We start from the raw sequence: 14,759 nt of genomic DNA on the forward strand, positions 1-14,759 counted from the left end.
GAGGTGATTCTCCTATGGAAGCAATGATTGAACGGTGTGCTGGCTTAGATGTACACCAAGAAACAGTAGTAGCCTGTGTGTTATTTGGTCCATTAGATAAAAAGCCAAAAACCTCTATTGAAACTTTTTCAACTACAACAACGGGACTCTTGGCTTTAAGTGATTGGCTCGCTACCCTTCAGGTATCCGATGTTGTGATGGAAAGTACTGGAGTCTACTGGAAACCAATATGGAATATACTCGAAGGATCTTTTCACCTTGTTCTTGCCAATGCCAGGCATGTCAAAAATGTTCCAGGGCGTAAAACTGATGTGAAAGATGCCGAATGGCTTGCCAAGCTTCTAAGATGCGGACTTATTGAAAGCAATTTTGTCCCACCAGAGGATATTCGTGATTTACGAGATCTTACTCGTTATCGAAAAAAATTGATTCATCATCGCACCTCAGAGCAGAATCGCATTCACAAAATTCTTCAAGATGCTAATATCAAGCTAACATCCGTGCTATCAGACATTTTTGGTGTATCGGGACGCCGTATCCTTGAAGCGATTCTAAACGGTGAAAAAATAGAGACCGATGGTCTTCGAAAAATGGTGGATTGGCGAACAAAAGCAAGTATTACTGACATTGCCCATGCAATTAATGGTCGTATTCGCCGTCATCACCGTGATATGTTGCGTTACCATTGGGATCATATGAGTTATTTAGAAAAAGCCATAGAAGAATTGGAAAAACAAATCGATCAACTCCTGTCCCCCTATCGTAAGGAAGTAGAATTATTGGATGGTATACCTGGTGTGAACAAAGCTGCCGCAGCTACTTTTATTGCGGAGATGGGCGTTGATATGTCCGTATTTAAGTCGGCTAAACATCTTGCATCTTGGGCTGGTGTGAGTCCCGGAAATTACGAAAGTGCTGGTAAAAAAAAAACGAGTAAAACCACACAAGGAAATAAAGCATTAAAAACGATGGCCGTAGAGTGTGTATTAGCGACATCAAGGCAAAATAACCGAATTGCTTCACATCGAAAAAGGATTACCAAACGGCAGGGAAAAATGAAGGGACGAATCGCTTCTGCCCATTTACTATTAACGATTGCTTACAACATCTTAAAAACAGGAGAACCCTATCATGAACTAGGTTCAAATTACCTTGAAGAAAAACAAATGAACAAAGAATTAAAAATGATCGAATACCTAAAAAAGAAAGGCTATACAATCGCTCCATCTGAACAACAAACTGCATAACCATTAAAATAACGACATGGTACATTTACGTCCTTCAAAAAATTAGAATATGGTGGGCTTATTTTGTATGGCCTTTCACGAATATATTTTCATACAAAAAAGCTGCCTTTTTAGACAGCTCCACCTTCAGCTAACGGCCCCGTTAATTTAGTACTATTCTTCAGAAACTACCAGCTGGTTCATTAAGCTGAAATAACATTCTGTTGACGAAATTGTTGTATGGTCAATGTTTTTGGTTCTCTTTATTGGATAGGTATTCTGCTACATCTTTTGGAACTTTAAAATACAAATGCAGTTTCTTGGTTCTAAGTTCGATATAAGGGCTATCTTTATATGTAATAATTGTAGCGATTTGTTTAAGTCCCTTTTCATCTGTATTTGGCTCTCCAAGTTTGACTGTATCTTCTTGGTACATCTTATAAATATACTCCTTAGTTGAAGTTGAAGGAGTATCTACAATACGCCATTTATTAATTTCAAGTGTATTAACAAATTCATTTACTTCATCTTGATTGTCTATAACGCTTAAAACCAATTCTGGATTTTCTTCTGACGATACTTCTATCTTTTCGGATTTATCAAGCCCAGGGTCTCCTTTCAGATCTTTTTTTTCATTACTACACCCAAATAAAAGTACAGAAACAGAAACAAATATAAATATCATACAAACTTTTTTCATCATTGCCTTTCCCCCTCAAAGAATCAAAACCATACACTCACTAAATCAAGAAATTTTAACTGTCTCAATATATCTGAAATTCATTATCGGAATTGATGATTATTTTATTGTTATTTTTTAATGTAATCTCAAGAGGAAATATGGCAGATGTTTTATCGGAGAATATCCACCTTCTCCCAGGTTGGGCTAATATAATAAATACTCCATTCCTTCTTTCACCCATGAAATTAAGGGATTTTTTACTTATTGTATGATTGTCGCGCTCGTAGACACCAATTTCCTTTAATTTTTCGCTCACACTTATAGTGTCTTCTACAATTAAACCTATTTCACTTATGTTTAAAATGCTTTTAACCGAAAAAGGCTCCATACTATCTTCAGCAATTCCATATCTTGAAATAAATTCTACTATATTACCAGAAGGATCATAGAAATATAGAGCATGGGCAGGTAAATGAGTAAAATTAGCTTCATCTTCCCCATCTTCAACAAGTAAACTCACTCTTTCTTTTGCCCATGATTTTGCCTCATTAAATTTGTTAGCCGGTATGTTAAAAGCAAAGTGATAATAGGGGGCACCTTTTACTTCTTTTGTTGTAAACTCCATTTCACCTGTACCAATACCCATTCGGAAGCTATTCTTATCTTCATTAATTAAAGAAAAACCTAACGTTCCAATATAGAAATTTTTCATTTGAATTAAATTTTTAGTCTGTAAAACAATCGATTTAATTTCCATTGATAATAACACCTTCCTTGTATATCTAATTATTAAGTAAGTCATCTATAAAACGTACTGACATTCTGATTAAATCATAATTATCATTTCGAGTAAATTTATTCTATTTTTACCTACATATCCCAACCTAACTCATTGTTGCTTTTGTAATCTCACTTATTGATTGATTGTTTGCAGGCACTGCCCCTTTAGCTGCATACGAAAAGGAGCTGATGACAGCTCCTTTTCGTATGCAGCTAAAGCATCTGTTAGTTCATTAAGAAAAGCATTTCTTATTAAGGAATTGCTGAGACTGTAGACAAATTTGAAGAAATCGAGTTTGCCTCCCGTTTTTTTTATGGCTTGTACAATTTGCAGCGGATCTCCGCTACAGGCACTCGCTTTCCACGGGAGTCTCGCACCTTTCTCTCCAATCAACTTTGTTAGAGCATTTATATAGAAACCATACCTGATGAGCTGAAGGTGTTAGTTTGGGAACTTCATTTAAAATCAATTAGTACTCTTGAACCTTTTTGTAAATAATAAGAGTGTTAAACATAAATTGAGGAGGAATTGTATGCAGCAGAATCAACCAGCTAAAGGGAACTCGGGCTCCATTATGAAACCGGAATTTGCCGGAACTGATGCACAAAAAGTAAAACAACAAATTCAAAAAGATGTAAGCGAAGGACAAGGTGCAATGACTTCCCGAGAGGCAGGAGCCATGCGCGATTAAAAAAGCGCCCGTCAACAATCGGGCGCAACAACATATTTTTAACCCCGTCCTATAGAACGGGGTTATGCTTGTTTAAGCTTTTAAAATTGGCTGTTTTCGCATACTTTGTTGCTATTTACGAAGTAGTGCAGTGTGGTTGATTTCCCCTCCAGGTGCTCGCTTTCCTTGGTGCGGGCGGTGAGCCTCCTCGGCGTAAACGCCTGTGGGATCTCACCTGTCCCGCTGCTCCCGCAGGAGTCTCGCACTTCCGCTCCAATCAACCTTAAATAGTTTTGTTTTAAAAACAACAATCTTTACGAAAAGAGCCTTAAAATTAAATAACTTTGTGAGAAATTAGGATTTCCCTTCAAAATGCCAGGCAGTGGTCGGTGTATTCTATAATAAATTATAGTCTAACCTTAACCTCAGTACCGTCCTTAGCTCTGACATCAACTAGCACGATCCCTTTATAATTTTTCAGTTCCTTGACGATAGGCTTTACCATATTTTTGTCTATATGCGGAAAGGTAAAGTCCAGTTTTTTTCTTTCGAAGTGCTCTTTTGTCCATTTGTTTACATTTTTCTGAAGAAATTTTGAAGATAAAATGGAAATAACAATATTTAAAATGGCATATGGAACTGGGATGGTAAACCGAACGTCTTTTGCTTTCACTTTTACATGCATCATAAACAACTCACTAATCAATGATGACTGAAACGGTATCCCCGTTTGCCGATTTAATATCAACAATTTGGCCATCTAATTCGTTTTCGATTGCTTCCATGATAAGGCTTATGTCTACATCTTTAACGTACTTTTCCGATTGAGGAATACTCGCTGCGATGCTGTGTCCAGCCATTAATACTACCTTGACCAGTTTTATAGGCAAGTTGACCGTGACGTTATCATTTTCGGCTGATACTACACGAATTTTTAATGTTTTATCTAAATATTTTGTCGGTTTTTCCAAAAGCTTATTACCTGTCTCTTCTTTCTCTTTTAAGACTTGAATCAGTTCAGATCCCTTATCTGCGTCAATTTTCCCTTCTTGAACCATTGTTAACACTCTTGTAATTTCCTCTTTCATGATAAATTCCTCCCTATTCCTCTTTTAAGAGCTTAATGGCTTCTTCTGGTGTGATTTCGCCATTTTCCAACATGGTGACAACCTTTTTCTCGTCTACTTCATTTTTCTTCTTCTGCACATATCCAAGGGATGAAATGATGTCTGTTAGCTTGCCTCGAACCGTGGGATACGAAATCCCCAGCTCCTTTTCAACTTCTTTGATATTCCCTCTGCATGTTAAAAATACTTCCACAAAATGAAGCTGATCCTTTGATAAGGATGCCAGCTTAGATAATTCAAACTCATTTTCAATCGTAGTGTGGCAATGAGAGCACTGCAACTTTGTAATTTTCAATGTTTTACTGCAGACAGGACACTCTGTGATTACTTTATAAGCCATAATGGAATGCAATTCCTCCCTTTTAGTTGATTCGATTATATAACAATAAATTAAAAATATAAATACATAAATTAAATTATTAAACCAAAAAAATCAATAATATTAATTTGTTATTTAATATTATTGATTACCCATTTTCAATTCAAGTATTATATTTACCATAATGGTTAAATTAAACAAGCGTAACCCCGCCCAAATTTTGAACGGGGTTACGCTTGTTTTCAAATGATGGCCTTTTTTAAGGTACTAACACAGGTGTTGCAATAAATGGGCAACACCTCAATATTCTATTCCACCCACTTTTTGTAGAGGGCATCAAATTTACCCTGGAGCTTCATTTCATCCATCCACATTTCCAGGAAGCTTGCATAAATGAAATCACCTCTTGGGATCATATAACCTTTTTCGCTGTTTGTAAAAGGCTTGTCGGTTTGAGCCGCATACAATCTTGAATCAGCTTTTGCATACAGCATTGCTTCTACTGTGTCAGTGATCATAACATCATACGTACCTTCTGCTACAAGATGTGGGATATCAAGGTTGTTTTCTACAACCGTTACGTTAGCATCGCTTAGATACTGACGGACAAATTCTTCGTTTGTTCCGCCTGGATTTACGCCAATGCGCACAGAAGGCTTGTTGATATCTTCAATGGTCAGATACTTGTCTTTATCTTCCTTGCGAATCAAAGGCACCTTACCGAATGAAAGGTAACCTTGGGATACATAAGCGCTTTTTTGTCTGGCAGTGTTGCGGGTCACACCGCCCACAGCGATATCAAATTTGTCCGCTTGCAGGTCTTTCATCATCGTAGGCCATGTGGTAGCGACAAATTTCACCTCTACACCAAGATCTTTGCCAAGCTCTTTGGCAGCGTCCGCGTCAAAGCCTTCATACTCATTCGTTTCCGGGTTCAAATAGGTAAATGGTTTGTAGTCCCCCGTCATTCCTACCCGGATGTATCCACGTTTGATAATTTCATCAAGCTGGGAAGACTCCGCTTTTTTCAAATGCCCTGGTGCATTATTAGCTGCCGGTTCAGCCGAGACGTTCTGCGAGGAGATCAGGTCATGACTGACATACCCAGTCCCTAACAAGGATAAGCTGATCACTCCAGCCATCAGTGTTTTTTTCCAATTGTTAAACATGTGATTTCCCTCCGTTTTTTGCTGTATTTTTAATTAATCCATCACTTAGTAAAAATACAACAAAATAAGAGAATCACCTTCAAAAAACAAACATTTTTCCACAATTGATAGAAAAAGGACTACACATATTAGTCATATCTAAAATGTGCAGTCCTCATTTAATGGTATCTAGTTATGGACCATAAAAAATCATAAATAGCATGAGAAATATGTTTAATGCTAACAATATCTTACCAAAGAGATTTTTTATAGCTAAAACAGAAAATACAATAGAAATCAAGAATGAGAAAATGGCTATTTGGGGTGTAAAATACACAAAGTCTAAAATGCCTGACATAGAAAAAAACAAAAGAAAAATGCTAATAAATAGAAATATCATTGAAAATATTAATGCTATCGTGATATAAATAAAAATCCTGAGTTTTTTCAGATGTTGTTTCTCATAACTATTATCAACCATTTTTCCCTCCTGATATTAAGTTTGTTTAATCATTAAAATCAACCTTAACCGAATACTATTCTTTAGCTGATCAATAAATTCCTTCTTCCACTAACCTCCCTCAATAAACAAACACTTATCTCTTAAATACGCAGTTTTTCTCAATATTGCTATCTAACTTGTTTAACTTTACAGATTTGGTTAGAGCGAAAAGAACACAATCAAGCTGTTTACGAAGAAAATAAGCGCAAGAAACCAGCCAACCTTCGGTTAATTTCAAAAAGTTGGATAATTAGGTATGTACGCACCAATGGATGTCCACATATCTTACGGGGGGTCTACCCTCCCAAGTCTCACAGAGTCTACGCTCCTACATTCCTTCGTTCAACCTTTCCATAAGGTGGATGTCGGTCATGCTGCCCTACAGGATCTATGTCCTTACATTAGTTTCGTTGCCAACTAATCCCATGCTGATTTTGTCTGTTGATCTGTCTAAATATATTTGTCAAAAGTCAGTTTTATATTGATTAAGCTGCTATTGGTTCTTGAATAAATGCATGCATATGGGGGATATCCTTTAACATTTTCTCTTCCTGGAATACAAACTGTTTTTTCCCGATAGAAAAGAGAATGCGTATGAGCTTATTACATAAAGCAATTAAAGACTGCATCTTTTTCAACGGATTGTCAGGTCTCGTTGTGTAATAATGATGTAAGGCTTTAAAGGCTTTGTTCTTCGCTACTAGAATCATAGATGCCCGAAATAATAAGGCTCGTAATTTTTTACGACCACGTTTCGTTATTTTGGTCCTCCCTTTATGCTTACCTGATGTATTTTCTTTTAAGCTGAGTCCTGCCAGTTTGGTTATTTGACGAGGATGATTATATTCACTCAAATCGCCTACTTCAGCGAAGAAACCCGCCACTGTATCGCGTCCGATTCCTGTTATCTCTAACATTTGATCAACGCCTGGAATATCTTGAAGCAGTGTATCCAGAATTTGGTCAAGCTCTTCGAACTTGGCTTGAATGAGTTCATACTTTTGAATTAACGCTCTCAATTCCATTTTAGCCATCATGGCGCCCTGACGAATGCCAATCGAGCGATTGGCTGCTTCCTTTAAGGCCTGAATCTTCTTTATCCCTATACTACGTTTCACTGCCTGCCTAAGGTATTCTAGTAATTCTTCGTCTGTATATCTCACAAGTTCATCCGGTAATGCTTCAAGCTTTAATAAATGAAGAGCTGCCTTTCCTTCCCAACTTTTAAACACGGTAAAGAACTCTGGAAAGTATCGATCAATCCAGTTGTGTACTTGTCCCTGCACAATTTGTAAGTCTACATTTAATAAATCGCGTAATTTCTTAGCCACACGCAGTTCCGCGAAAACCCCTTGTGGTATTGTTGGTTCAGCGTATCTACCATCTTTAACTAGTTGTGCAATGACTTTTGCGTCTTTAACATCATTTTTTGTTGGAGAGTTATCGTCTAACTCCTTACTATGCTTGACGTGTAAAGGGTTGACCGTTACGAATTTAATCTGTTTTTCCTTTAGGATATGAGCTAAATTAAGCCAATAATGACCTGTTGGCTCCATTCCAGTAATGACAGACTCCATTTCGCATGACTCTTTTATTTGATTAATCCAATTAATAAATGCGCTAAACCCTTCTTGGGTATTATCAAAAAAGCAAGTAGATCCTAACTCCATACCACGATAATCCTGTGCTCTAGCCACGTGATGATGTTTGGCAATATCAATACCAATTACTAAGGTTTTAGGTGTAATTTGAGCTATTTTATGATTTTGGTTATAATTCATAGTAAGACCTCCGAGTAGATGTTTTGTCCCTTTTAGCTGGCCAGCTCAGGACATATTCATCTTATCAAGAGGTCTTTTTTCATTCAAACCGCATTTTCAGTTATTACAGGAATGCTGCCCCGATGGTTCCATAACAAAAGGCTGTCTTAAAGACAGCCCCAGCCTGCAGCTAACACACCCTTCGTTCAACAAAACTCGTTTTTTACCGTGTTTATGCCAGCTCCATTTTACCAATTTAAGGAAATTAATTAGTTCCGTAGCGCTTTTCTGACTTTCCTTGCAAAAACTAAAGGATCATCAACAGCTTCGATATTAACGTAAACCAAATTCGGTTTATCGAAAAGCCACTCATTGTGTATGGATGAAACTATTATTCCTTGTTTAAGAATGGAAGCAACAAAATTCTCGACTTCTTTTTGCAAGAGTGCTACCCTGCCTAGGCACAATGCCCGTCCAGTATGATTATCTCTAGATTCAAATGAGAAAGAAGAAGTTACTCCAAAACGTTTCCCTAAAATTTTCACTTTGAGATCATTTCGATTTATGGTTGCCACACATTTGCCACCCGCAAATCCTTCTTGGCCGCCGATAATCTTAGCAAACTTTTGACAAATCAATTCATCATTAGATGCCAATCTATTCATCTCCTCCCTAGTCTTAATAGGATATGAACTAATGAATAGATCCGAAACGGATATATATCTATTTTGAAATAAGAATTATGCTGATTACTCATATCTTATTCAATCTATCCTGTAAGAAAAGGGCCGATCGTCACAGCTCACTAATTAACGAACACACCCGTTAGTTCTATAAGACTTATCGCAGATTGGACACAGACTGTGAATAAAAATATTTAAAGAAAACAGGAAAATCAGCTGGCTTTTTGAATATAATCTTTGAACTATAATAAGTAGGGAGACGGTGCAGTGAGCGATGTAGACAAGCGAAACAGATTAAGTGAAGAACCATTTACTTATCGAATAACGAAAAATGGAACAGTAGTAATCTATCACAAAGGTAAACAAATTAAATTTTTAAAGGATAGGGAGGCTCTGCGTCTTATAGAAAGAATCAATAAGTTGAAGATAATATAACAGAACTACAGTTATTGTTAGCTAAAATTACAGGTAACTTTAAACGGGGTAACGAGAAGTGTACACTTCACAAAGTTACATCGATTTTAATATATATATTAAAACTTTTCTTACTCACATTTCATTTTATATCATAAAGAGTACCTCCAAGAACAGAAGGTACTCTTTACACACGAATCATCTCATTTAACGCTGTGTTGAACTCCTTGTTATTCTTTTCCACTAAACTCTAAAATATTAAAACCTTCGGATGCTTCTGGTGCTTCAAAAAATTTATTAACATGAATAAACACCGCTTCCGTGTCAAAAGCTGCTCTTTCGGGTTGTTCGTTTCGCCTTTGTGCAATTTGACGTAAGCATTGCTCGTTGTTTAGATTAAGGAAAATTAGTTGATGGTTTGCATTGGCCCCTGACGCCATATCCAAAAACCACTTTCGCAGTTTTTGAGTGTTAGCTGGAAAATCCATCACTACATCTGTACCGACACTTAATATGTTTTGGACATGCTTTTTCACCAACGGCTTGAGCTGCGCTGAGTATTTTAGATAGTCCTCAAATGATGCGATCTGATCGGGATAAAGAGATGAAAGCCATTCATCCTCAGACAACAGTACCGCAAGTTTATCTATTGCCAATTGTTTTGATTTAGTTGATTTTCCTGCGCCCATTTTTCCACAGAAAAAGTATAGCGTCCCCAATTGTTTCATATTTTTTAACCCCCCGGGCTTATTTTAGTGGTTGTTGTCCCACCTTGAAAAATAAGAGAAATTTTTGGTATAGATTCTCCATTAAAATCTTCCCTCTCTGAAAATACTACCATAAAATTCCAAACCTTTGTTTATCTAAAAAGCCCCTTTAGTTCCATAAAGAAAAAGCTGCCTTAAAGAAAGCTCCGATCTTAAGCTAACGTACCCGTTATTTATTTAATTTTTTGAGATTCTAAATTTCGTTTGAGAAAGAAAATAAGCTAATGTAGCAGTTAGCAATGTAACCAGTAATGGAATTGAAGTCTTACCAAACACTACTTCTTGACTTAAAATACCCTCTATCAAAGAAAAATCGGGAGTATAAGAAGCAGTAAGAATCAAACCTGATCCTAATTGAAATACCATATATATCATTACGAAACTAATTAAAAACACAAGATACTTTTTCAATATCGTCACCAACCATTACATTATTTTACCATATTCACCATTCCAATTGTCTTGCCCTGATAGTTCTATAAAACTTTTCGCGGAGTTGACACAAATTGTGCAACAATTTTCAAAGCTAAAAACCATCCTTTAAAAGGATGGCCTGAAAATGGACATTTATTAAGTTTAAGACATTTTATTCAAACAGCTTATTGTGGGAAAGTAGTCTTATTCTTTATTTCTATAAGCTATTATGGCCGTTTTTAGGGCAGCATAATTTCCAATCGCAGCATAACCATAAAACCAACCCATAAAGATACCTGCTACTAAGCTGTGCCTATGACTAATGAAAATGGAAATCATCAGGCCAAGTGCCAGTGCTATGGAAGGTACAATTTTTTTTGAAACATTAAAGTAAACTTTAATTATTTGAGTTAGGAGCATTATAACAGGTATTGCTATCACGGCGTCCCAAAAGTTTGTATGTATTTCAGGGAAATTCATTTAAGTAAATTCACCTCTTATAGATAGTATGGTCTGAGTTTTTAGGATTTAAAACACGCCAAGTATTCCAATTGTCACGGGTCACCAGAATTGTTGCTAAGGGGCCCCAACAACACGTTATGAATAGAATTTGCTACATTAAAGAAATTATTCCAGAAGCGATGCCATTTGAGGGTAGACACAAACCCGAGAAATACATAACGATTGTGTCACAGTACGAATAAACGGTGGACACAAACTGGGTAGTTTTTCATTTAAATGCGACCGTATGATAATGCTAAGAACCGTATTTTCAAAAGGCCGCCAATTGGCAGCCTTTTTTGCGAAGAAATGTACCTAATCTAACCTGCCCCGTTAGTTCCATAAAGAAAAAGCTGCCTTAAAGACAGCCCCGATCTTCAGCTAACGCAACCATTAGCTTAAGTACAATAATTCACTATCTTACTTTTTTAGATAACACTATTACTAAAAGTTTTATTTTGTATAAATATTTTATATATGTTAAAAAGCTTACTCAAAGAGTAAGCTTAACCTCTATAAACACTATCACATGTTCCAGGCTTTGGTTCATAAAAACAATGGTCTTTAAATTGACCAGTATGTGGTTGATCATACCATGTTGGAGGGCATGGAGCATATGGATTAAAATACCAAAGAGCATATCTAGCCGGATGCTGTCTCCAGTGCTTCAAATTCTGTTCTGCTAATCTTCTTTCAATACCTCTCGCTCTTTGATAAAATACATTCCCTTTTTGAACAGCTTCAAAAGAATAATTTCCTCCTTGTACTTGATAAATGACTTGTGGAATTGTTCTTAAACCTTTAAAGTCTAAACAATTAGCTACAAGACGATTCACAATTACATTTCCAACAAATAACATTCCTAGTCGCCCTTCACCTTCGGCTTCTGCTCTCATCATCCTTGCCATTAAGTCAACGTCTGAACTTGTGTATTTTGCTCTTGTCATTTTTCCACCTCAAAAATATTGTATGAAAAATAGCCTACAGTCATGTCATTATTTATGTAATTTAAATGCTTAGTTATAATGACTTACAGCTTTTAGGTAAAATGAAAACTATTGCATTCTTTTTTCCCTTAATTCAACTAACCTGCCCTTTTGTGCCATAAGAAAAAGGCTGCCTTAGCAACCTTTTGTTATACTTTCGACCTTTTATTTGAAAAACCGTTGTTTAAAACTTACTGTTTAATCATTATTACATTTCAAGAAGTAAATCAGCTTTTGATAAATACATATTTTTTGTCCTGCTCCGTTCGGTTCTTGAAACAAGACTTAAAACAACAAATGCAAGTGAAGCAATGACCGATACGGTCCGCTAATTTGTATATTATTTAACCCTTTTTTAATAGTCCTTTGACTGACCTTTCTTTTGTTTGGACAGGACAGATAGAATGGAGTGTTCGCCCACCCCTTGATTTCTCAAAAATTTCTTGGTCAGACTTAACTTAAGAACAATTTTGTAAACGATCATCGCTGAAACGATACTGATGATGGCTCCGACAAGAACATCTGCTGGATAATGGACACCTACCCAAATTCGCGAAATGCCTACAAGAACGGCCAAAATTCCCCATAAAAATCCCCAACCCCTTTTGAACAACCAGAAGGTTATGCAAAATGAAAAAAATATGATCGTATGGTCGCTTGGAAATGAATTATTGACTGCTTTTTCAACTAACTTATTAACGTTGGGCAACTCAGCAAAAGGTTGGTAATTCGAGTGGAATTGCCCTGCTATTTTCGCCAATATTTCTGAGATAACTAATGCAATAAATGCACAGATTACCATGATTCTATTTTTATTACTTCGAGAAAACAAAAACATCAGGACTGCCAATACTAAGAAAAAAATCATGTACTCAGCGATGAATACAAAGAAAGGATTTAAATCCGTGTATTGTTTACCTAGATTATTAATCATTCTAAACAAATTACTATTCATTTCGGACAAAGCCATTGAAAAATTCCTCCTGATTGTATTATCACTTAAACCTTCATTATGCTCCATTATGTAAATAAGATGAACTTCAATCAAACCTATATTTTACATCTTTCAGACAGAAAGTCCATCATCAACGTGGCGGTTTAATCCTCCATTTATATTAAACTATCTCCCTCCTAACCTGCTCCTTTAGTTGCATAAGAAAAAGCTGCCTTAAAGACAGCTCTGATCTTCAGTTAATGCACCCGTTAGTGGAATAGAGCAAGAAATGAGGTAACCAATGGACATCCTCCTTCCCATTATAACGGAACCTCAAATTGTCCCTTACGCTTCTTCTCCAAACTAACGATAAAGGAACGCATCAGCTTCATGGAAAACTGAAAGACCGGGCTTTGAATAAAGGTATATGCAAACGTCATAATAAACACTGGACCTCCAAGGATGAAACCGATAATCAAGATGATGCTCTCGACAACGATTCTTGCCCAACTGACCGATAACCCGGTTTTTTCCGAAACGGAAAGCATGAAACCATCCCTGGGACCTGCCCCAATTCCCGCAGCCACATAAATCCCTCCGCCAATTCCGGTTATGATGATACCCGTCAACAATATGAGTATATTCAACCACCAATGCTCCTTTTCATGAGGAAGAATGTTGAGATGCAAAAAGAAATCCATGATCGGGCCAATTGACAAGGCATTTATAAAGGTACCAATATTAATATACTTCCTATCCACGACAAAGACGATCAACACAAGTACTAAACCACACATGACACTCCACGTTCCAATTGTGAAACCGAACCTCTCGAACAGGGCGACGTTTAAAACCTCCCAAGGATGGAGCCCCAAGGATTGAACATTCACCGCAATTGCATTCCCTAATCCAAAGAGAGTTAATCCAAGAAAAAAAATAAAATACCGTAATAGCCGCAATGACATCTCTTCACCTCTACACCTTTTATATCCATCTACTATAGATGAAGCAGGTTAAATGAACAAGATGATCTATCCAAATCAAAAGTTGTTACCAAATGATTAACAGTGAAGCACATAAAGACGTACCTAAGGATGGTAGGTTATTTCTTATGCAACTAACCTGCCCCGTTAGTTGCATAAAAAAAGCTGTCTTAAAGACAGTTCCGATTTTGAGCTAACGCACCCGTTATTTGAATAAGAAAACAAGCTCGCCAAAACAATCCTATCCTTAATCACCCGTCACTTAACAAGCCTTTGTTCTAACCCATCTTTTTGGCGCAAGTGATGACGAAAATGCATACCAACCAAATCATACCATTCCCTTGCATTCAGCCATCCGAACCCTCCATGCTCGACTTTATAATTTGGGTTTATATTATCGACTTTCGATGCCCATTGGCTTAACCTTAGAATTACTTGATCCATTCTGCTGATAAGATCCTCCTTGCTATCTGAATTATTAGGTGGAGTATTTAGTTCATCCGGTAATTTAATTTTAATTGGCGGAAACCTTCCAATCTTATATAAATGCTTACCAAACTCCGTTTTCCCAAGGGGTTGTTCATCATTTAAGGTGAAACATGTATCCATATTATCGAGATACTCATGGGCAACAAGGATTAAATGGTCATACATTTGCCCAATAGACCAAACCGTTTCTTCAGATTTATATCTTAGCTGTTCCAAAGAGTAATTTTGAAGCTCGTTTTTGTAAGTATTAATTAGTTTAAGTTCACTCAATTTAATTCCTCCATTATATTATTTAACTCAAAGTCTAAAACTTTTATATTTTTTGTATATGTAACTAATTATTCAATTTTCAATTATAAAATACCTACTTCAA

Annotated in this window: 16 protein-coding genes and 1 pseudogene; 3 read left to right on the forward strand and 14 right to left on the reverse strand. The window is 36.5% G+C overall.

What is annotated here, in order from left to right; all coding sequences use genetic code 11:
- The first annotated feature begins 14 nt into the window (after nucleotides 1-14).
- Nucleotides 15-1,247 carry an IS110 family RNA-guided transposase gene (locus AC0VX1_RS22800; protein ID WP_475469163.1) on the forward strand — a complete coding sequence of 411 codons (1,233 nt, stop codon included), beginning with the start codon at nucleotides 15-17 and terminating at the stop codon, nucleotides 1,245-1,247.
- Between the two features lie 223 nt (nucleotides 1,248-1,470).
- Here the strand turns inward: AC0VX1_RS22800 and AC0VX1_RS22805 are convergent, their stop codons facing one another.
- Nucleotides 1,471-1,929: a hypothetical protein gene (locus AC0VX1_RS22805; RefSeq protein WP_413010340.1), complete on the reverse strand. Its 459-nt coding sequence runs from the start codon at nucleotides 1,927-1,929 to the stop codon at nucleotides 1,471-1,473.
- Nucleotides 1,930-1,990: 61 nt separating this feature from the next.
- Nucleotides 1,991-2,665: a VOC family protein gene (locus tag AC0VX1_RS22810; protein WP_475469166.1), complete on the reverse strand. Its 675-nt coding sequence runs from the start codon at nucleotides 2,663-2,665 to the stop codon at nucleotides 1,991-1,993.
- A gap of 556 nt (nucleotides 2,666-3,221) precedes the next feature.
- Between AC0VX1_RS22810 and AC0VX1_RS22815 the strand changes: the two genes are divergently transcribed.
- A complete protein-coding gene (locus AC0VX1_RS22815; RefSeq protein WP_164468811.1) occupies nucleotides 3,222-3,380 on the forward strand; it encodes a hypothetical protein in 159 nt (52 codons plus the stop codon).
- 385 nt (nucleotides 3,381-3,765) lie between these two features.
- Here AC0VX1_RS22815 and AC0VX1_RS22820 read toward each other — a convergent pair whose 3' ends face one another.
- From AC0VX1_RS22820 to AC0VX1_RS22845, 6 genes are all read right to left on the reverse strand, one after another.
- Complete coding sequence (locus AC0VX1_RS22820) at nucleotides 3,766-4,047, reverse strand: hypothetical protein (protein WP_413024674.1); 282 nt, start codon at nucleotides 4,045-4,047, stop codon at nucleotides 3,766-3,768.
- Between the two features lie 10 nt (nucleotides 4,048-4,057).
- Nucleotides 4,058-4,447, reverse strand: a complete 390-nt coding sequence (locus AC0VX1_RS22825) for an SHOCT-like domain-containing protein (protein WP_034310941.1) — start codon at nucleotides 4,445-4,447, stop codon at nucleotides 4,058-4,060.
- Between the two features lie 13 nt (nucleotides 4,448-4,460).
- A complete protein-coding gene (locus AC0VX1_RS22830) occupies nucleotides 4,461-4,826 on the reverse strand; it encodes a DUF2089 domain-containing protein (RefSeq protein ID WP_034310939.1) in 366 nt (121 codons plus the stop codon).
- 287 nt (nucleotides 4,827-5,113) lie between these two features.
- Nucleotides 5,114-5,974, reverse strand: coding sequence for a transporter substrate-binding domain-containing protein (locus AC0VX1_RS22835; protein ID WP_475469170.1), 861 nt, complete (start codon nucleotides 5,972-5,974; stop codon nucleotides 5,114-5,116).
- A 966-nt stretch (nucleotides 5,975-6,940) separates the two neighbouring features.
- Complete coding sequence (locus AC0VX1_RS22840; protein WP_475469172.1) at nucleotides 6,941-8,236, reverse strand: IS110 family RNA-guided transposase; 1,296 nt, start codon at nucleotides 8,234-8,236, stop codon at nucleotides 6,941-6,943.
- 248 nt (nucleotides 8,237-8,484) lie between these two features.
- Entirely contained in the window at nucleotides 8,485-8,871 is a 387-nt protein-coding gene (locus tag AC0VX1_RS22845; RefSeq protein ID WP_475469174.1) for a DUF1259 domain-containing protein, read from the reverse strand.
- A gap of 294 nt (nucleotides 8,872-9,165) precedes the next feature.
- Here AC0VX1_RS22845 and AC0VX1_RS22850 point away from each other — a divergent pair.
- Nucleotides 9,166-9,470, forward strand: a pseudogene (locus tag AC0VX1_RS22850) (hypothetical protein).
- Between the two features lie 72 nt (nucleotides 9,471-9,542).
- On the opposite strand, the gene AC0VX1_RS22855 reads toward AC0VX1_RS22850, so the two are convergent.
- From AC0VX1_RS22855 to AC0VX1_RS22880, 6 genes are all read right to left on the reverse strand, one after another.
- Entirely contained in the window at nucleotides 9,543-10,040 is a 498-nt protein-coding gene (locus AC0VX1_RS22855; protein WP_475469176.1) for a P-loop nucleotide/nucleoside kinase family protein, read from the reverse strand.
- Nucleotides 10,041-10,697: 657 nt separating this feature from the next.
- A complete protein-coding gene (locus AC0VX1_RS22860; RefSeq protein WP_475469178.1) occupies nucleotides 10,698-10,973 on the reverse strand; it encodes a hypothetical protein in 276 nt (91 codons plus the stop codon).
- A gap of 527 nt (nucleotides 10,974-11,500) precedes the next feature.
- Nucleotides 11,501-11,941 (reverse strand): cell wall hydrolase, encoded by a 441-nt coding sequence (locus AC0VX1_RS22865; RefSeq protein ID WP_098186141.1) that lies wholly within the window; start codon nucleotides 11,939-11,941, stop codon nucleotides 11,501-11,503.
- Between the two features lie 394 nt (nucleotides 11,942-12,335).
- On the reverse strand, nucleotides 12,336-12,950 hold the full coding sequence (locus AC0VX1_RS22870) for an undecaprenyl-diphosphatase (RefSeq protein ID WP_063574948.1): 615 nt from the start codon (nucleotides 12,948-12,950) through the stop codon (nucleotides 12,336-12,338).
- A gap of 284 nt (nucleotides 12,951-13,234) precedes the next feature.
- The gene (locus AC0VX1_RS22875; RefSeq protein WP_413011811.1) at nucleotides 13,235-13,879 is read right to left on the reverse strand and encodes a YczE/YyaS/YitT family protein; all 645 of its coding nucleotides are present in this window, start codon (nucleotides 13,877-13,879) and stop codon (nucleotides 13,235-13,237) included.
- Between the two features lie 276 nt (nucleotides 13,880-14,155).
- Nucleotides 14,156-14,656: a DinB family protein gene (locus AC0VX1_RS22880; RefSeq protein WP_475469180.1), complete on the reverse strand. Its 501-nt coding sequence runs from the start codon at nucleotides 14,654-14,656 to the stop codon at nucleotides 14,156-14,158.
- Nucleotides 14,657-14,759: the final 103 nt, after the last annotated feature.

It is taken from the genome of Peribacillus sp. QJM3NY_7 (genome assembly GCF_056173225.1).